Here is an 18,608-nt window from a genome sequence, read left to right on the forward strand (position 1 = left end):
GATGGCATCGTTGATTCAGGTTCGTGACCTGCTGGCGCTTCAGGGGCGGATGGAGGCAAAACAGCTCAGCCTCAGCCTGCATACGCCGCAGCCGATGATCGATGCTATGCTGGAGCGCCTGGAAGCGATGGGTAAAGCCGTGCGGATTCAGGAAGAAGCGGAGGGTTGCCTCTCCGGCAGTTGTAAAAGCTGCCCGGAAGGAAAGACCTGCCTCAGGGAGTGGTGGGCACTGCGCTAACAAAGCCGGGCATTGCTGCCCGGCTTTATCGTATTACTTATAGACGTCCGCGGTAGCGCGTACGTTTTTGGTCTGTTTTTCAGCGCTGGTGATGACGTAGTAGGTGCCGCCCAGCTCATCCGCTTTCTTCGACAGCTCTTTTTTTGCGTCCATCGGCGCGGTGGTGTCAGACGTAGAAATCTCACCAACTTTCGTCAGATTCATGCCGGCAACTTTATCTTTTTCCAGCTCTTTTGCCGCAAAAACGCCAAATGACAGTGACCCAATAACCAGAGAAGTGACAATACCTGTAACAAGTTTCATAGCCTGACTCTCCATAGGATTGTTGTTTTTGATTATCGTAGGCAGAACAACCGCAACGACATCTGGAGTATGGTTGCGGTGTGTAACTTTTTCCAGGCAGGATAGAAAATAATCAGTCTAAACGTTGACTTAACGCAACCAGCGCTGAACAAAATTCCGTCGGATGAGAGATAAACGGCGCATGCGCGGCTTTGGCAATCACCTGTGATTCGCTGTCCGGCCAGAGGGAATCCAGAAGCGGAACCACCTTGCGCGGCACCAGCCCGTCGAGATAGCCATAGATGCGCAGGTGCGGCATGCTCAGCCCGGCCAGCGGCTCGCGCAGATCAACCGTTTTCAGGATCTCAAGCCCCCCGTTAAGCACCTCAACGTCCGGCATCGGCAGGGAAAGTACCACCTGCTTCAGCGCTCTTGCATCCTGGCGCGCGGTTTCGGTGCCCATCGTCTGCAAGGCGAGGAATCGCTCGACGGTCCGCTGGAAATCGTCGCTCAGCTGCTGCTGGAAGCCCGCCAGCACGTCAGGTTTGATGCCGGGCCACGCCTCTTGCGCGCTAAAGCATGGCGACGAGGCCACGGTGACCAGCGCCCTAACGCGCTCGGGCCAGGAGAGCGCAATCTGGCTTGCCACCAGCCCGCCCAGGCTCCAGCCCAGCCAGATGGCATTTTGCGGCGCGGCGTCTACAACCTGCTGCGCCATCTCATCAAGCGACATCGCGCCAAAGCCGCGGCTGCGGCCGTAGCCCGGCAGATCGACCAGATGTAACGTAAATTGCGAGGCAAGTTCCTCGCTTATGCAATGCCACACTTCCGCATTCAGGCCCCATCCGTGCAGCAGCACAAGATGGCAATTTCCTGTCCCTACGGTCTGCCACCACAGCGTCTTCATCAGTTACTGTTCTCTTTTTTCACATGGAGGTTGCACATGCTAACAGTGCCTGGCTTGTGCTGGCTATGCAAAATGCCGCTTGCCCTCAGCGCGTGGGGCGTCTGTTCCGTCTGCACGCGCTCGCTGGAAAGACGTATCACAACCTGCCCGCAATGTGGTTTACCGGCGGCGAACCGCGATTTGCCCTGCGGCCGCTGCCTGAAAAAATCCCCGCCGTGGAGCGCGCTGGTGGCCGTGGATGATTATGTTCCGCCGCTGAGCGGGCTTATTCACGCCCTGAAGTTTTCCGGCCAGAGTTCGCTGGCGCAGCCCCTTGCCCGCCTGCTTTTGCTGGCCGTTTTACAGGCGCGACGAACCCGCGCTCTGCCGAAAATCGACATGGTGGTGAATGTCCCCCTATACCGACGCCGGCACTGGCGGCGCGGCTATAATCAAAGCGACCTGCTCTGCCGCCCGCTCGCCCGGTGGCTGGGCTTTCGCTACGATGCCAGCGCGCTTACCCGCGTGCATGCCACCGCCATCCAGCACCAGCTCAACGCCCGGCTTCGCAAAAGAAACCTGAAAAACGCCTTTCGCCTTGAATTGCCGGTCCACGGCCTCCATATCGCCATCGTGGATGACGTCGTCACCACAGGCAGTACCGTTGCTGAACTTTCCCGACTGCTTTTGCAAAGCGGCGCCGCGTCGGTTCAGGTATGGTGTCTGTGCCGTACCTTGTAGCCCTTCTTCAATGGGCGTATGATTATACCCAGGTAATTTAGTCAACTATTAGGCCAAAGCTATGATCCGTATTTCCGATTCTGCACAAGCGCACTTTGCCAAACTGCTGGCAAATCAGGAAGAAGGGACGCAGATCCGCGTGTTTGTGATCAATCCAGGCACTCCGAATGCAGAATGTGGTGTCTCTTATTGTCCTCCGGATGCTGTGGAAGCAACTGACACTGCCCTTAAATTTGAACAGCTCACCGCTTATGTCGATGAACTGAGCGCGCCGTATCTTGAAGATGCGGAGATCGACTTCGTCACCGACCAGCTGGGTTCTCAGCTGACCCTGAAAGCGCCAAACGCCAAAATGCGTAAAGTCTCTGACGATGCCCCGCTGATGGAGCGCGTTGAGTATCTGCTGCAGTCCCAGATCAACCCACAGCTGGCTGGCCACGGCGGTCGCGTTTCCCTGATGGAAATCACGGAAGACGGCCTGGCGATCCTGCAGTTCGGCGGCGGCTGTAACGGTTGCTCCATGGTCGACGTGACCCTGAAAGAAGGGATCGAGAAGCAGCTGCTGAACGAATTCCCGGAACTGAAAGGCGTGCGCGACCTGACAGAGCACCAGCGCGGCGAGCACTCTTACTACTAATTCAGTCCCCGCCCGTATTGCCCGGTAGCGCTACGCGTACCGGGCGTGACTCCCTTGCCTTCCCACCTCGATATGTTGACCTGCGTCTCATAATTCAAATTTTGCCTCGCTGGGTGATTCTCAACCACGATATGTTACCCGTATCATTCTCGTGGGCACTCAACACCCTTATAACAGCCGACTAAACTTAACTGTTTCGCAGGCATCAGTATGAGTGCCGTTAACCACTCTGTTCCCAGTTGGGACAATCGGAATTTGTCGTTGAAACAATGACGTTACCCATAACAATTCAAAGGCCAGGTAAATCATGCCATTAGTCATCGTTGCTATCGGTGTTGTGTTATTACTGCTCTTGATGATCCGTTTCAAAATGAACGGATTTATCGCTCTGGTTCTGGTGGCACTTGCAGTCGGTCTGATGCAGGGGATGCCGCTGGTTAAAGTTATCAGCTCTATCAAAGCCGGTGTCGGCGGCACGCTCGGCAGCCTGGCGCTGATCATGGGCTTCGGCGCCATGCTCGGTAAAATGCTGGCGGACTGCGGGGGCGCGCAGCGTATTGCCACCACGCTTATCGAAAAATTTGGTAAGAAGAACATCCAGTGGGCGGTGGTGTTAACCGGTTTTACCGTCGGTTTCGCGCTGTTCTATGAAGTGGGCTTCGTGCTGATGCTGCCGCTGGTGTTCACCATCGCCGCCGCGGCCAACATCCCGCTGCTGTTCGTGGGTGTGCCAATGGCTGCGGCGCTGTCCGTGACCCACGGCTTCCTGCCGCCGCACCCGGGTCCAACCGCCATCGCCACCATCTTCCACGCCGATATGGGTAAAACCCTGCTGTTCGGTACGATTCTGGCGATCCCGACCGTGATTCTGGCAGGCCCGGTGTATGCCCGCTTCCTGAAAGGCATTGATAAGCCTATCCCGGAAGGTCTGTACAGCGCCAAAACCTTCACCGAAGAAGAGATGCCGGGCTTTGGCGTCAGCGTCTGGACCTCACTGGTACCGGTGATCCTGATGGCGATGCGCGCCGTGGCGGAGATGATCCTGCCGAAAGGCCACGCGTTCCTGGCCGTTGCCGAATTCCTCGGCGACCCGGTGATGGCAACGCTGATTGCGGTGCTGATCGCGATGTTCACCTTTGGTCTTAACCGCGGTCGCTCAATGGATCAGATCAACGACACGCTGACCTCGTCCATCAAAATCATTGCCATGATGCTGCTGATTATCGGCGGTGGCGGTGCGTTCAAGCAGGTGCTGGTCGACAGCGGCGTGGACAAATACATCGCTTCCATGATGCACGAAACCAACATCTCTCCAATCCTGATGGCGTGGTCTATTGCTGCCGTGCTGCGTATCGCGCTGGGGTCTGCAACCGTTGCGGCAATCACCGCGGGCGGTATCGTTGCGCCGCTGATTGCCACCACGGGCGTCAGCCCTGAGCTGATGGTCATTGCGGTAGGTTCCGGCAGCGTGATTTTCTCTCACGTGAACGATCCGGGCTTCTGGCTGTTCAAGGAGTACTTTAACCTGACTATCGGTGAGACCATCAAGTCCTGGTCGATGCTGGAAACCATTATTTCGGTCTGCGGCCTGGTAGGGTGTCTGCTGCTGAATATGGCAATCTGATGCATTAAGTCGGGTGGCGGCTACGCCTTACCCGACCTACTCGATCCATGTAGGCCCGGTAAGCGTAGCGCCGCCGGACAAGAAAAAACCCGCCGCCGGCGGGTTTTTTTATCATTTCTTCGCGACTGCTTTTCGCCGCTTATCCAAATCCTTAATCAGCCTGTTCACCCCGTCATCGGCAAACATCGTCTCAAGCGTTGTGGACAGCTTGCGGCGCCAGTTCTTGTACTGATAGCTGGTGCCCGGAACGTTCACCGGCTCCGCCATATCAATCCAGTCTTCCGGCTGCAGGCCGAGCAGCGCGCTGTTGCTGTCGGCAATATAGCGCTGCAGGCCACGGTTGAGCGTTGGAGTCATCGCCATCAGCGACGCCTTATGTCCGGCACGCTTCGGCAGACAGCCATGCTTGTGCAGCGCATCCAGCAGCCCCTGCTTCGCCAGCTCGCGGTCCTGATACAGTCCGCGCAGAACCTCTTCATCCGGGTACAGCCCCAGCGTTTTGCCGAGGGTCAGGTCGCCGCTTTCCCAGTAGCCTCTGAGCGTAGGAAGATCGTGCGTCGTCGCGACTGCCATTGACTGTTCAGGGTACGCTTTCGGCGCGCGGAAGGTTTTCTCATGGTCGTTTTCAAAATAGAGCACTTTATAGGAGTAGACGCCGCTGTCGCGGAGCTTGCTGACAATTTCCACCGGCACGGTACCGAGATCTTCACCGATCACCATGCACTGATGACGCTTACTCTCCAGCGCCAGGATCGACAGCAGATCGTCCACCGGATACTGCACGTACGCCCCGTGATCGGCCGTTTCACCGTACGGGATCCACCACAGGCGCAGCACGGACATCACGTGGTCAATGCGCAGCGCCCCGCAGTTCTGCATGTTCGCGCGCAAAAGGTCGATAAACGGCTCGTAGGCGCGCGCCGCCATGACGTGCGGATCCATCGGCGGCAGGCCCCAGTTCTGACCGAGCGGGCCGAGGATATCCGGCGGCGCGCCGACGGAGGCTTTCAGGCAGTAGAGCTCACGGTCACACCAGGTTTCCGCCCCCCCTTCCGCCACGCCCACGGCCAGATCGCGATACAGGCCGATCGGCATCTTATAGCCCTGGCTCACCTGCCAGCAGGCGGCAAACTGGCTGTACGCCAGCCACTGCAGCCACAGGTAGAAGTCCACCTCGTCGGCATGATTTTTACAGAAGGCTTTGACTTCCGGGGTATCCACGGTCTGATACGCTTCCGGCCAGACCGGCCAGCCCCAGCGCATTTCGTCCTCTTTCACCTGATACGCGTGCAGCGCATCAAATGCCGCCTGCCAGTAGAGGCTTTCGCCTTCCTGCATCACGAACTGGCGGAAGGCCGCCATCTGCTCGTCGTCGCGCTTCGCAAAGCCTTTCCACGCCAGACGCAGAGCCGCCATTTTCAGCGCGGTCACGCTGGCATAATCTACCCAGTCCGCATCGCGGGCCTGCTTCAGCAGCTGCCGGGTGGTCTCAAGCCTCCACCACGCCTGCGCCTCTTTGCTGTTTTTGAAATCGTCTAACGCGTTAACGTCGATGTAAATCACGTTCAGCCAGCGTCGGGAAGACGGGCTGTACGGGCTGGCGCTTTCCGGGTTGGCCGGATAGAGCGCGTGGATCGGGTTGAGGCCGATAAACGCCCCGCCGCGCTCACCAACAGATGCAAGCATCTTTTTCAGATCGCCAAAGTCGCCGATGCCCCAGTTGCTGTCGGAACGCAGCGTATAAAGCTGCACGCAGGCGCCCCAAAGCTTTTTGCCCTCAAGCAGCGCCTGCGGCTCATAGCAGCGCTTTGGCGCGACGATCACCCGGCAGTGAAAACGCTGCTCGTCCTGGGTGAGCGTCAGGCTGTGATAGCCCTCCGGCAGCTTCGCCGGAAGGTTTAACGTTTTGCCGCCGGTGGCGTGGCCTTTGTGCTGATGCCCCTCTTCGGTGGTGAGCAGCCAGCTAAACTCGCCGCGCCCCTCCACCGCCAGAGGCATCTTTTTGCCTGCGGTAAAGACCTTAACGTTCGGCACCGGCGCAGCCGACGCTTTCGCGTCGGTTTTGTGCATGGCATCCAGCAAACGTCTTTTGGTGTCCGCACCAATAGACTGCGGTTTGCCGTGCGCATTGATGTAACTGAGGCTAATTCCCGCCGCCTGCGCGGCACTGTCCAGACGTTTACTCTCCATCGCGCTTCCTTAGCGTTTTGCCTGCCAGATACGGGCCTGATAATCACGGATTGAGCGGTCAGAGCTGAACATGCCGCAGCGCGCGGTGTTCAGAATGCACGCCCGGGTCCACGCCTCCTGGTCGCGGTACAGCACGTCGACCTGTTTCTGCGCTTCAACGTAGGCCGTGAAGTCCGCCATGACCAGGTACGGGTCGCCGCCGTGTTTGTCCATGCTGTGCAGCATCTGATCAAACGCGTGCTTGTCGCCGTCGCTGTATTTGCCGCTCTCCAGCTCCTTCAGCACCGCATCCAGCACTTTGTCTTTCTTACGCCATTTCACCGGGTCGTAGCCTTTGGCCTTGATGGCTTTCACTTCTTCAACAGTATGGCCGAAGATAAAGATGTTCTCTTCACCGACCTTCTCGGCGATTTCGACGTTCGCACCGTCCAGCGTGCCGACGGTCAGCGCGCCGTTCAGCGCCAGCTTCATGTTGCCGGTACCGGACGCCTCTTTCCCTGCGGTCGAAATTTGCTCAGAGATATCCGCCGCCGGGATCAGCATTTCAGCCGCCGAGACGCAGTAGTCCGGCAAGAACACCACCTTCAGCTTGTCGCCCACTTTCGGATCGCTGTTGATCGCCGCCGCTACCTTATTGATGGCGAGGATAATGTTTTTCGCCAGGTAGTAGCCCGGCGCCGCCTTCGCACCGAACAGGAACACGCGCGGCACGCGGTCTGCCTGCGGGTTCTCGCGGATCTCTTTGTACAGCGCCAGAATGTGCAGCAGGTTCAGGTGCTGACGCTTGTACTCGTGCAGACGTTTGATCTGAATATCGAAAATGGCATTCGGGTTGATCTCAATCCCGGTACGCATTTTCACGAACTCCGCCAGGCGAACCTTGTTCTCCAGCTTGATCGCGCGGTACTGCTCGCGGAACTTCGCGTCGTCGGCGTATTTTTCAAGGTTAATCAGCTGGTCCAGATCGTTGGCCCACTCTTTCTTCAGGGTCTTGTCCAGCAGGCCGGCCAGCAGCGGGTTGCACTGCTTGATCCAGCGGCGCGGCGTGATGCCGTTGGTTACGTTGTGGAATTTGGTCGGCCACAGCTGGTGATATTCCGGGAACAGGTCTTTCACCACCAGATCGGAGTGCAGCGCCGCCACGCCGTTCACCGCAAAGCCGCTCACCACGCACATGTTCGCCATGCGCACCTGTTTGTCGTGCACCACCGCCAGCTTGGCCCAGACGGCTTTGTCGCCCGGCCAGGTTTTCTCCACCAGCACTTTAAACTGGTCGTTAATCTTGTTGATGATCTGCATGTGGCGCGGCAGCAGCGTTTTCACCAGCTTCTCATCCCAGCACTCGAGCGCTTCCGGCATCAGGGTGTGGTTGGTGTAGGCGAAGGTGCGGCTGGTGATGGCCCAGGCGTCGTCCCAGCTCAGCTGATGCTCGTCGATCAGCACGCGCAGCAGTTCCGGGATGGCAATGGTCGGGTGCGTGTCGTTCAGCTGAATCACTTCGAAGTCCGGCAGCTGTGCCAGCTTGCGGCCCGCCAGGTGGTGACGGCGCAGAATATCCGCCACGGAGCAGGCGCACTGGAAGTACTGCTGCATCAGACGCAGCTTTTTACCCGCCAGATGGTTGTCGTTCGGGTAGAGGACTTTGGTCAGCTTCTCGGCGTCGATGCCCTGCTGCTCGGCGCGCAGGAAATCGCCGTCGTTGAATTTGGTCAGGTTGAACGGATGCGCGTGCTTCGCCTGCCACAGACGCAGCGGCTGCGCCACGCCGTTACGGTAGCCGAGCACCGGCAGATCCCAGGCTTCACCGGTAATAGTAAACGCCGGTTCCCAGAGCCCCTGCTTCGTCACTTTCCCGCCGATGCCGACCTGCACGTCCAGCTGCGCGTTGTGGCGGAACCACGGGTAGGTATTGCGGTGCCAGTCGTCCGGCGCTTCCATCTGATGGCCGTCGGCAAACGATTGACGGAACAGGCCGTACTGGTAGTTCAGGCCATAGCCAATCGCCGACTGGCCGACCGTTGCCATAGAGTCAAGGAAACAGGCCGCCAGACGGCCCAGACCGCCGTTGCCCAGCGCCGGGTCAATCTCTTCTTCCAGCAGGTCGGTCAGGTTAATGTCGTGCTCTTTCAGCACGTCACCCACCTCCTGATACCAGCCGAGGTTCAGCAGGTTGTTGCCGGTCAGACGGCCAATCAGGAATTCCATCGAGATATAGTTAACGTGACGCTGGCCTTTGACGGGCTTCGCCACGGGTTGAGCATCCAGCTGCTCTGCGAGCGCCCCGCTCACCGCCTGCCACCACTGGTGAGGCGTCATCTCGTTTGCAGCATGAAGGCCAAAACGCTGCCACTGACGCGTCAGGGCAGCCTGGAATTGAGCTTTGTTGAAGGTAGGCTGTGACATAGGGGATCGGCATCCTTTAGAAAGAAAACACAAGTTGGCGCTAGTGTGCCTGGCTCATTTCCCCTCTTCCTCCTCCCGTGGGGGATTAGACAGGGAGGAGTAGCGGGGATGAGCATAAAAGTGTGATCGAGGCCACTCTGAGAGCATAGCCGGAGTGTGCCCGGAAGATAAAAAAGTAACCGGGGAGAATGTCAAAGAAATGAAATGCGGTTTCGGGTGAAATTAATCCGCGCGGAAATGATTGCTTACGGAGAATAATATTTCAGCAATCGGGTCACACCTAAGGAGATTATTAATCCCGCTCAACTTTACCCGCAGTTTATTAAATTCGACGTCATTATACCTTTCTGAAACCAGTTTCAGCCCAGCCGTGCGACAGCCATACAAGCCAGCATTGACGCGGCATCAAAGCCTTTTCAAAAAAGTTCCAGTACTGGCCGGAATGTTTTGTGACAGAGTGCAAATTCAGAGCCACAAAAGCCAGACATAACTTGCAATAGTTCTCTTTCTGACCGACCTTATAGCTATTAATTACGAAGCGCAAAAAAAATAAATTCTCTCGTTCCCCACAGTGAAGTGAAACCTATGTTGATTCCGTCTAAATTAAGTCGCCCGGTTCGTCTTGACCATACAGTGGTCCGCGAGCGTCTGTTGGCTAAACTTTCCGGCGCGCATAATTTCCGACTGGCGCTGGTTACGAGCCCTGCAGGTTATGGAAAAACAACGCTCATTTCGCAATGGGCCGCAGGTAAGAGCGATCTTGGCTGGTACTCCCTTGACGAGGGCGATAACCAGCAAGAGCGTTTTGCCAGCTATCTGATTGCCGCTATTCAACAGGCAACCAACGGACACTGCGTCGCCAGCGAGGCAATGGTGCAAAAGCGCCAGTACGCCAGCCTGTCCTCACTTTTCTCTCAGCTGTTTATCGAACTGGCCGAATGGCATCGCCCGCTGTACGTGGTGATTGATGACTATCATCTGATCACGAACCCGGTTATCCACGAGTCGATGCGCTTCTTCCTGCGCCATCAGCCGGAAAACCTGACCTTAGTGGTGCTGTCACGCAACCTGCCGCAGTTGGGAATCGCCAACCTGCGCGTGCGCGATCAGCTTCTGGAAGTGGGCAGCCAGCAGCTGGCCTTTACCCACCAGGAAGCAAAACAGTTCTTTGACTGCCGCCTGACCTCGCCGATTGAGGCCGCTGAAAGCAGCCGCCTGTGTGATGACGTCGCGGGCTGGGCCACGGCGCTACAGCTGATTGCCCTCTCTGCCCGGCAAAACAACAGCCCGACGCACCAGTCTGCGCGTCGTCTGGCCGGCATCAACGCAAGCCATCTTTCGGATTACCTGGTGGATGAGGTGCTGAACAGCGTCGATCCCTCCACCCGCAATTTCCTGCTGAAAAGCTCCCTGCTGCGCTCCATGAACGACGCGCTGATTGTGCGCGTAACAGGCTGTGAAAACGGTCAGCTGCAGCTGGAAGAGATTGAACGTCAGGGCCTGTTCCTGACGCGCATGGACGACCCCGGCGAGTGGTTCAGCTACCACCCGCTGTTTGGCAGCTTCCTGCGCCAGCGCTGCCAGTGGGAGCTGGCAACGGAATTGCCGGAAATCCACCGCGCCGCCGCCGAAAGCTGGATGGCGCAAGGCTTCCCGAGCGAGGCCATTCACCACGCGCTTGCCGCCGGTGACGCCAGCATGCTGCGCGATATCCTGCTGAACCACGCGTGGGGGCTGTTTAATCACAGCGAACTGACGCTGCTGGAAGAGTCGTTGAAAGCCCTGCCGTGGGAGAGCCTGCTGGAGAACCCGCGCCTGGTGCTGCTCCAGGCCTGGCTGATGCAGAGCCAGCACCGCTACAGCGAAGTGAATACCCTGCTGGCGCGCGCCGAGCAGGAGATGGAAAGCGAAATGGATATCACCCTGCACGGCGAATTTAACGCCCTGCGGGCGCAGGTCGCGATTAACGACGGCGATGCGGATGAAGCGGAACGGCTGGCGATGGTCGCGCTGGACGAGCTGCCGCTGGCAAATTTCTACAGCCGGATTGTGGCCACCTCGGTACACGGCGAAGTGCTGCACTGCAAGGGCGAGCTGACGCGCTCCCTTTCGCTGATGCAGCAAACCGAGCAGATGGCGCGCCGCCATGATGTCTGGCACTACGCCCTGTGGAGCCTGATCCAGCAAAGCGAGATTTTATTCGCACAGGGGTTCCTGCAGGCCGCCTGGGAAAATCAGGAAAAAGCGTTCCAGCTGATTCGTGAACAGCACCTGGAACAGCTGCCGATGCACGAGTTCCTGTTGCGTATTCGCGCTCAGCTGCTGTGGGCATGGTCGCGTCTGGATGAAGCAGAAAGCTGCGCCCGTCAGGGTGTGAACGTGCTCTCTGGCTTCCAGCCTCAGCAGCAGTTGCAGTGTCTGGCCCTGCTGGTGCAGTGCTCGCTGGCGCGCGGCGATCTGGATAACGCCCGCAATCACCTTAACCGTCTGGAAAACCTGCTCGGCAACGGTCAGTACCACAGCGACTGGGTATCGAACGCCGACAAGGTTCGGGTAATTTACTGGCAGATGACGGGGGACAAAAAATCCGCCGCCAACTGGCTGCGTCAGACGCCTAAACCAGAATTTGCCAATAACCACTTCCTGCAAAGCCAGTGGCGCAACATTGCCCGCGTGCAGATCCTGCTGGGTGACTTTGAGCCTGCCGAAATTGTGCTGGAAGAGTTAAACGAAAACGCCCGCAGCCTGCGTCTGATGAGCGATGTGAACCGCAACCTGCTGCTGTTAAACCAGCTTTACTGGCAGGCCGGGCGTAAAAACGACGCCCAGCGCGTGCTGCTGGAAGCCCTGCAGCTGGCGAACCGCACCGGGTTTATTAGCCACTTCGTGATTGAAGGTGAAGTGATGGCGCAGCAGCTGCGCCAGCTGATTCAGCTCAACACGCTGCCGGAGCTGGATCAGCATCGCGCCCAGCGCATCCTGCGCGAGATTAACCAGCATCATCGCCACAAGTTTGCGCATTTCGACGAGAACTTTGTTGAACGCCTGCTGAACCACCCGGAAGTGCCGGAGCTTATCCGCACCAGCCCGCTCACCCAGCGCGAATGGCAGGTGCTGGGGCTGATCTATTCAGGCTACAGCAACGAGCAGATTGCCGGAGAGCTGGCGGTGGCGGCAACCACCATCAAAACGCACATCCGAAATCTGTATCAGAAGCTGGGCGTGGCGCACCGTCAGGACGCGGTGCAGCATGCGCAGCAGCTGTTGAAGATGATGGGGTATGGGGTGTAGATCCCTGCGGTCTGATGCCCTCACCCGGGCCCTCTCCCACAGGGAGAGGGGGAAAGGCTTTTCAACACAACTCTAACTGCACATTATTATCTTTAATCACCTGCATCACGCCCGCCGGCGGCATCACGTCGGTGTAGACCGCATCCACCATGCTGATGCTGCCCATGTTCACCATCGCGTTACGTCCAAACTTCGAATGGTCCACCACCAGCATCACGTGACGTGAGTTCTCAATAATCGCGCGCTTGGTGCGCACCTCGTGGTAATCAAACTCCAGCAGCGAGCCGTCGCTGTCGATGCCGCTGATCCCCAGGATGCCGAAGTCGAGGCGGAACTGAGAGATAAAATCGAGCGTCGCTTCGCCGATGATCCCACCGTCGCGGCTGCGCAGCTCGCCGCCCGCGAGGATGATGCGGAAATCGTCTTTCTGCATCAGGGTGTTAGCGACGTTCAGGTTGTTGGTCACCACGCGCAGGTTCTCGTGATCCAGCAGGGCATGGGCGACCGCTTCCGGCGTGGTGCCGATGTCAATAAAAAGCGTCGCGCCGTTCGGGATCTGGCTCGCCACTTTACGCGCAATACGCTCTTTCTCTGCCGTCTGCGTGGCTTTACGGTCGTGCCAGGAGGTGTTGACCGAGCTGGACGGCAGCGCCGCTCCGCCGTGGTGGCGCAAAATACGGTTCTGATCGGCCAGATCGTTCAGGTCACGACGGATGGTTTGCGGGCTGACGGCAAACTGCTCGACCAGCTCTTCGGTGCTGACGTATCCCTGCTTTTTGACCAGTTCGATAATGGCGTCATGACGTTGTGTTTGTTTCATCAATTATCCCTGAGAATTATGTTCGTTTTCGCGCATGGAGCGTGTCGGCAAGCGCCATTGCCAGCCCGACCGCGAGGCCGGTGACGTGTGCACCATTGGCGATAGACATACCAAACAGATCAAACCATCCGGCAATTAGCCATATTAACGCAAAGGCTATTAATCCGCGTTGTAAATAGATGCCGCTTTCCGGGTCGCGCTCCCCGCGAAGCCAGACGTAGCCCATCAGAGCGTAGACGACACCCGACAGCCCGCCGAACCACGGGCCGCTGAATTTATGCTGCACATAGCCGCTCAGCAGGGCGCTAATCACGGTGATGACAATCAGCTTGCCGCTGCCGAGCCGCTTCTCAACGATACCGCCGAGATACCACCACCACAGCAGGTTAAAGAGGATGTGCATCACCGAAAAGTGCATCAGCGCGTGGGTAAAGTAGCGCCAGACGTCAAAATCCAGCGACGGATCGTACGGCCACGCCAGCGCGATCATCACGCTCTGGTCGCCCACCACGTTCATAATAATGAAGACGATAATGCAGGCCGCCATCAGCAGCAGCGTAAACGGGCCCGCGCGCTCGCGAATCGTGGCAAGGAAGGGAAAGCGGCTATAGTGCAGTCCGCTGCCGGTCTGGCCGGATTGCCAGCTCGCCGCCAGATAGCGCGGGTCGCCGGGATTCTCAAGAAAACGCGCCAGCTCCTCGTTGACCCGCCCTGCCTGGCTCTCATCGGCCAGCCAGACGTCGGTCTGAGTATGTTGCTGAATGGTCAGAATAACGCCCTGCGTCGCCATATAGTCGACAAACGCCTGGGCGACGCGCGGGTTGGTAAAAGAGGTGATCATCAACATGGGCAGCGGTCGCTTATTTCCACACAAAAGGGAACAGTATAGCGGGATTAGCGCTCAAACGCGTATTCCACTTCTGCCGGGAAATGACGATGCCAGGCATCGAAGCCGCCGTCGACGCTGTATACCGCGTCATAGCCTTGCTGAATCAGGTACTGCGCCGCGCCTTTGCTGCTGTTGCCGTGGTAGCACATGACCATGACCGGCGTTTCGAAGTCGTTATCGCGCATAAACGCGCCCAGCGTGTCGTTGGTGAGATGGAACGCGCCCGGCGTGTGGCCCATCGCAAAACTCTGCGGGTCGCGGATGTCCACCAGCACCGCTTTTCCCTGGTGCATCTTCTGGTGGGCTTCTTCTACGTTAATACATTCAAACTGATCCATGGTGCTCTCTTTACAGTGGTCAACGACAAGATTTTACCCCGTAGTGTACGTCCTGGCGGCGGGTAAACGCCATTATGTTATCCATATCACTCTAAATTGTTTTTTTGATGTTACCAAAAGCGCGTTCCTTTGCTATTATGAGCGATATCGAACATTTTTGAGCTTTAACGAAAGTGCATGAGGGTGCTATGGAAACCAAAGATCTGATTGTGATAGGCGGTGGCATCAACGGTGCCGGTATTGCGGTTGATGCCGCAGGACGCGGTTTATCCGTGCTGATGCTGGAAGCTAACGATCTCGCCTGCGCGACGTCGTCCGCCAGCTCCAAGCTGATCCACGGTGGCCTGCGCTACCTGGAACACTACGAATTCCGCCTGGTCAGCGAAGCGCTGGCCGAACGCGAAGTGCTGCTGAAAATGGCTCCGCATCTGGCGATCCCGATGCGCTTCCGCCTGCCTCACCGACCGCACCTGCGTCCGGCGTGGATGATCCGCATCGGCCTGTTTATGTACGATCACTTGGGTAAACGCACCAGCCTGCCAGGTTCGAACGGTTTGCGTTTTGGCTCAGAATCGGTCCTTAAGCCGGAGATCGTGCGCGGTTTCGAATATTCCGACTGCTGGGTGGACGACGCGCGCCTGGTGCTGGCGAATGCGCAGATGGTCGAGAAGAAAGGCGGCGAGGTGAAAACCCGCACCCGCGCGACCGCCGCCCGTCGTGAAAACGGCCTGTGGATTGTTGAAGCGGAAGACATTGATACCGGCGAAAAATTCAGCTGGAAAGCGCGCGGTCTGGTGAACGCCACCGGCCCGTGGGTGAAGCAGTTCTTCGACGACGGCATGCATCTGCCTTCCCCGTACGGCATCCGCCTGATCAAAGGCAGCCACATTGTGGTGCCGCGCGTGCATACCCAGAAGCAGGCCTACATTCTGCAAAATGAAGATAAACGCATCGTGTTTGTGATCCCGTGGATGGACGAGTTTTCGATCATCGGCACTACCGACGTGGAGTACAAAGGCGATCCGAAAAACGTTGAGATCGACGAGAGCGAAGTGAACTACCTGTTGAAAGTGTATAACGCGCACTTTAAGAAACAGCTGTCACGCGATGACGTGGTCTGGACCTACTCCGGCGTGCGTCCGCTGTGCGATGACGAGTCTGACTCACCGCAGGCCATCACCCGCGACTACACGCTCGATATACACGACGTAGACGGTCAGGCACCGCTGCTGTCGGTGTTTGGCGGCAAGCTGACCACCTACCGCAAGCTGGCCGAGCACGCGCTGGAAAAACTGGCGCCGTACTATAAAGGTATTGGCCCGGCGTGGACCAAAGAGGCGGTACTGCCCGGCGGAGATATCGGCGGAAACCGCGACGATTACGCCGCGAAGCTGCGCCGTCGCTTCCCGTTCATTACCGAAGGGATGGCGCGCCACTACGCCCGCACCTACGGCAGCAATACCGAGCTGTTCCTGGGCGACGCGAAATCGCTTGCCGATCTGGGTGAACATTTCGGCCACGAGCTGTACGAGGCCGAGCTGCGCTACCTGGTCGAGCACGAGTGGGTTCGCCGCCTGGAAGATGCCATCTGGCGTCGTACTAAAGAAGGGATGTGGCTTAACGCCGAGCAGCAGTCTCGCGTGGCGCAGTGGCTGCAGCAGCATGCGGGAAAGCGTGAGCTTTCGCTGGCGTCTTAATACGATCGGTGCGGGCTGATGCCCCCTCACCCTAACCCTCTCCCCAAAGGGAAGAGGGGACTTTAACACCCTCTCCCGTTCGGGGAGAGGGCTGGGGTGAGGGGTTGTTTTTACAACCGCACCGGATCAATATGCCAGATATTCTCGGCATACTCCTTGATGGTCCTGTCAGACGAGAAATACCCCATGTTGGCGATGTTATGCATCGCCGCGCTGGTCCACTTCTCCTGCTGGCGGTACAGCTCGTCCACTTTATCCTGGCAGTCCACGTAGCTGCGATAATCCGCCAGCACCTGGTAGTGGTCGCCAAAGTTAATCAGCGAATCCACCAGATCGCGATAGCGGCCCGGCTCGTCGGGGCTGAACACACCGGTCGCAATCTGCGTCAGGACCTGACGTAACTCCTCATCCCCTTCGTAGAACTCACGCGGGGAGTAGCCTTTCCTGCGCAGCGCCTCCACTTCTTCAGTGGTATTACCGAAGATAAAGATATTCTCTTCCCCTACGTGCTCCAGCATCTCGACGTTCGCCCCGTCCAGGGTGCCGATGGTCAGCGCGCCGTTAAGGGCAAACTTCATGTTGCTGGTGCCGGACGCTTCCGTTCCCGCCGTGGAGATCTGCTCGGAGAGATCTGCCGCCGGGATGATCAGCTGCGCCAGGCTCACGCTGTAGTTCGGGATGAATACCACCTTCAGCTTGTCGCCAATCTCCGGATCCTGGTTCACCACCTTCGCCACGTCGTTAATCAGGTGAATAATGTGCTTCGCCATGTAGTAGGCGGAAGCCGCCTTACCGGCGAAGATCTTCACGCGCGGCACCCACTCTGCGGTCGGATCGGCCTTAATGCGGTTGTAGTGGGTGATCACGTGCAGCACGTTCATCAGCTGACGCTTGTACTCGTGGATGCGCTTGATCTGCACATCAAACAGCGCCTTCGGGTTTGCGACCACGTTGAGGTGCATTGCCAGCCAGACCGCCAGACGTTTCTTGTTCAGCAGCTTGGCTTCCCGCACGGCCTTGTTCACCGTCGGGAAATCAATATGCTGCTTAAGCTCGCTCAGCTGGCTCAAATCGGTGCGCCAGGTGCGGCCGATATTCTCATCCAGCACGTCGGAGAGCGGCTGGTTGGCCAGCGCCAGCCAGCGGCGCGGCGTGACGCCGTTAGTGACGTTGCAGAAGCGCGTCGGGAAGATCTTCGCGAAGTCAGCGAACAGGGACTGCACCATCAGGTTCGAGTGCAGTTCGGACACCCCGTTGACCTTGTGGCTGATCACCACCGCCAGCCAGGCCATGCGCACGCGACGACCGTTGGATTCATCAATGATCGAGGCACGGCTCAGCAGGCCGGTATCGTTCGGGTACTGCTCCTGCAGCGTCTTGAGGAAGTAGTCGTTGATCTCAAAGATAATCTGCAGGTGGCGCGGCAGAATTTTGCCGAGCATGTCCACCGGCCAGGTCTCCAGCGCTTCGCTCATCAGGGTGTGGTTGGTGTAGGAGAACACCTGGCACGTCACCTCAAACGCGTCGTCCCAGCTGAACTTATGCTCGTCGATCAGCAGGCGCATCAGCTCGGGAATGGAGAGCACCGGGTGAGTGTCGTTGAGGTGAATCGCGGTTTTCTCCGCCAGGTTGGCGTAGGTTTTGTGCAGCTGATGGTGGCGGCTGAGGATGTCCTGAATCGTCGCGGAGACGAGGAAATACTCCTGACGCAGGCGCAGCTCGCGCCCGGAGTAGGTTGAGTCATCCGGGTACAGCACGCGGGAGACGTTCTCTGAGTGGTTTTTATCTTCCACCGCCGCAAAGTAGTCGCCCTGGTTAAATTTACCGAGGTTGATCTCGCTGCTCGCCTGGGCGTTCCACAGGCGCAGCGTGTTGGTCGCATCGGTGTCGTAGCCGGGGATGATCTGGTCATAGGCCACGGCGAGGATCTCTTCGGTTTCCACCCAGCGGGATTTTTTCCCTTCCTGCTGGATACGCCCGCCAAAGCGCACCTTGTAGCGCGTGTTGTGGCGCTTGAATTCCCACGGGTTGCCGTACTCCAGCCAGTAGTCCGGAGACTCTTTCTGACGGCCATCAACGATGTTCTGCTTGAACATGCCGTAGTCGTAGCGAATGCCGTACCCGCGGCCCGGCAGCGCCAGCGTCGCCAGCGAGTCGAGGAAGCAGGCGGCAAGACGCCCCAGCCCCCCGTTGCCCAGCCCCGGGTCGTTCTCTTCGTCAATCAGCTCTTCTAAATCCAGCCCCATCTCTTCCAGCGCGGTTTTAACGTCGTCGTAGATACCGAGCGACAGCAGCGCGTTGGAGAGGGTGCGGCCAATCAAAAATTCCATCGACAGGTAGTAAACCTGCCGCGTCTCCTGCGAAAGCTGGGCGCGGTTAGAGCGCAGCCAGCGTTCGACCATGCGGTCACGCACCGCAAACAGGGTAGCGTTCAGCCACTCGTGCTTGTTGGCGATGACCGGATCTTTCCCGATGGTGAACATCAGCTTGTAGGCGATGGAGTGCTTTAACGCCTCAACGCTGAGCGTGGGTGAAGAGTAGCTAAATGGAGCGTTCATATCAGTAACTTCGC

At 58.1% G+C, this 18,608-nt stretch carries 14 protein-coding genes; 6 read left to right on the forward strand and 8 right to left on the reverse strand.

What is annotated here, in order from left to right; genetic code table 11:
- Position 1 precedes the first annotated feature (1 nt).
- Positions 2 to 238, forward strand: a complete 237-nt coding sequence (gene feoC, locus USG84_RS17810) for a [Fe-S]-dependent transcriptional repressor FeoC (protein WP_151412433.1) — start codon at positions 2 to 4, stop codon at positions 236 to 238.
- 33 nt (positions 239 to 271) lie between these two features.
- Here feoC and USG84_RS17815 read toward each other — a convergent pair whose 3' ends face one another.
- Positions 272 to 541: a YdgH/BhsA/McbA-like domain containing protein gene (locus tag USG84_RS17815; RefSeq protein WP_061096861.1), complete on the reverse strand. Its 270-nt coding sequence runs from the start codon at positions 539 to 541 to the stop codon at positions 272 to 274.
- 112 nt (positions 542 to 653) lie between these two features.
- Positions 654 to 1,427 carry a pimeloyl-ACP methyl ester esterase BioH gene (bioH, locus tag USG84_RS17820; protein WP_061096860.1) on the reverse strand — a complete coding sequence of 258 codons (774 nt, stop codon included), beginning with the start codon at positions 1,425 to 1,427 and terminating at the stop codon, positions 654 to 656.
- Positions 1,428 to 1,463: 36 nt separating this feature from the next.
- On the opposite strand from bioH, the gene gntX reads away from it, so the two are divergent.
- The 3 genes from gntX (at position 1,464) to gntT (ending at position 4,408) form a co-directional block, all read left to right on the forward strand.
- Positions 1,464 to 2,147, forward strand: coding sequence for a DNA utilization protein GntX (gene gntX / locus USG84_RS17825; protein WP_253543390.1), 684 nt, complete (start codon positions 1,464 to 1,466; stop codon positions 2,145 to 2,147).
- Between the two features lie 61 nt (positions 2,148 to 2,208).
- Positions 2,209 to 2,784 carry a Fe-S biogenesis protein NfuA gene (gene nfuA / locus USG84_RS17830; protein WP_003861601.1) on the forward strand — a complete coding sequence of 192 codons (576 nt, stop codon included), beginning with the start codon at positions 2,209 to 2,211 and terminating at the stop codon, positions 2,782 to 2,784.
- 307 nt (positions 2,785 to 3,091) lie between these two features.
- Entirely contained in the window at positions 3,092 to 4,408 is a 1,317-nt protein-coding gene (gntT, locus tag USG84_RS17835) for a gluconate transporter (protein WP_151412432.1), read from the forward strand.
- Positions 4,409 to 4,519: 111 nt separating this feature from the next.
- Here the strand turns inward: gntT and malQ are convergent, their stop codons facing one another.
- Both malQ and malP read right to left on the reverse strand, forming a co-directional pair.
- Positions 4,520 to 6,598: a 4-alpha-glucanotransferase gene (gene malQ / locus USG84_RS17840; RefSeq protein WP_253543391.1), complete on the reverse strand. Its 2,079-nt coding sequence runs from the start codon at positions 6,596 to 6,598 to the stop codon at positions 4,520 to 4,522.
- A 9-nt stretch (positions 6,599 to 6,607) separates the two neighbouring features.
- Positions 6,608 to 9,001, reverse strand: a complete 2,394-nt coding sequence (malP, locus tag USG84_RS17845) for a maltodextrin phosphorylase (protein WP_253543392.1) — start codon at positions 8,999 to 9,001, stop codon at positions 6,608 to 6,610.
- Between the two features lie 585 nt (positions 9,002 to 9,586).
- On the opposite strand from malP, the gene malT reads away from it, so the two are divergent.
- On the forward strand, positions 9,587 to 12,292 hold the full coding sequence (malT, locus tag USG84_RS17850; RefSeq protein ID WP_320738403.1) for an HTH-type transcriptional regulator MalT: 2,706 nt from the start codon (positions 9,587 to 9,589) through the stop codon (positions 12,290 to 12,292).
- A gap of 61 nt (positions 12,293 to 12,353) precedes the next feature.
- Here the strand turns inward: malT and USG84_RS17855 are convergent, their stop codons facing one another.
- Genes USG84_RS17855 through glpE form a run of 3 tightly spaced genes read right to left on the reverse strand, consistent with a single transcriptional unit; the run spans position 12,354 to position 14,339 of the window.
- Complete coding sequence (locus USG84_RS17855) at positions 12,354 to 13,112, reverse strand: DeoR/GlpR family transcriptional regulator (RefSeq protein WP_126816070.1); 759 nt, start codon at positions 13,110 to 13,112, stop codon at positions 12,354 to 12,356.
- A 16-nt stretch (positions 13,113 to 13,128) separates the two neighbouring features.
- Entirely contained in the window at positions 13,129 to 13,959 is an 831-nt protein-coding gene (glpG, locus tag USG84_RS17860) for a rhomboid family intramembrane serine protease GlpG (protein WP_045259371.1), read from the reverse strand.
- A 47-nt stretch (positions 13,960 to 14,006) separates the two neighbouring features.
- A complete protein-coding gene (gene glpE, locus USG84_RS17865) occupies positions 14,007 to 14,339 on the reverse strand; it encodes a thiosulfate sulfurtransferase GlpE (protein WP_028014686.1) in 333 nt (110 codons plus the stop codon).
- 188 nt (positions 14,340 to 14,527) lie between these two features.
- Here glpE and glpD point away from each other — a divergent pair, with 188 nt between their 5' ends.
- Positions 14,528 to 16,036 carry a glycerol-3-phosphate dehydrogenase gene (gene glpD, locus USG84_RS17870; RefSeq protein WP_048957380.1) on the forward strand — a complete coding sequence of 503 codons (1,509 nt, stop codon included), beginning with the start codon at positions 14,528 to 14,530 and terminating at the stop codon, positions 16,034 to 16,036.
- A 110-nt stretch (positions 16,037 to 16,146) separates the two neighbouring features.
- On the opposite strand, the gene glgP is transcribed toward glpD, so the two are convergent.
- Positions 16,147 to 18,594 carry a glycogen phosphorylase gene (gene glgP, locus USG84_RS17875; protein ID WP_041911899.1) on the reverse strand — a complete coding sequence of 816 codons (2,448 nt, stop codon included), beginning with the start codon at positions 18,592 to 18,594 and terminating at the stop codon, positions 16,147 to 16,149.
- Between the last annotated feature and the right edge of the window lie 14 nt (positions 18,595 to 18,608).

It is taken from the genome of Enterobacter sp. 168J2 (assembly GCF_034107265.1).
GTDB classification, from domain to species: domain Bacteria; phylum Pseudomonadota; class Gammaproteobacteria; order Enterobacterales; family Enterobacteriaceae; genus Enterobacter; species Enterobacter nematophilus.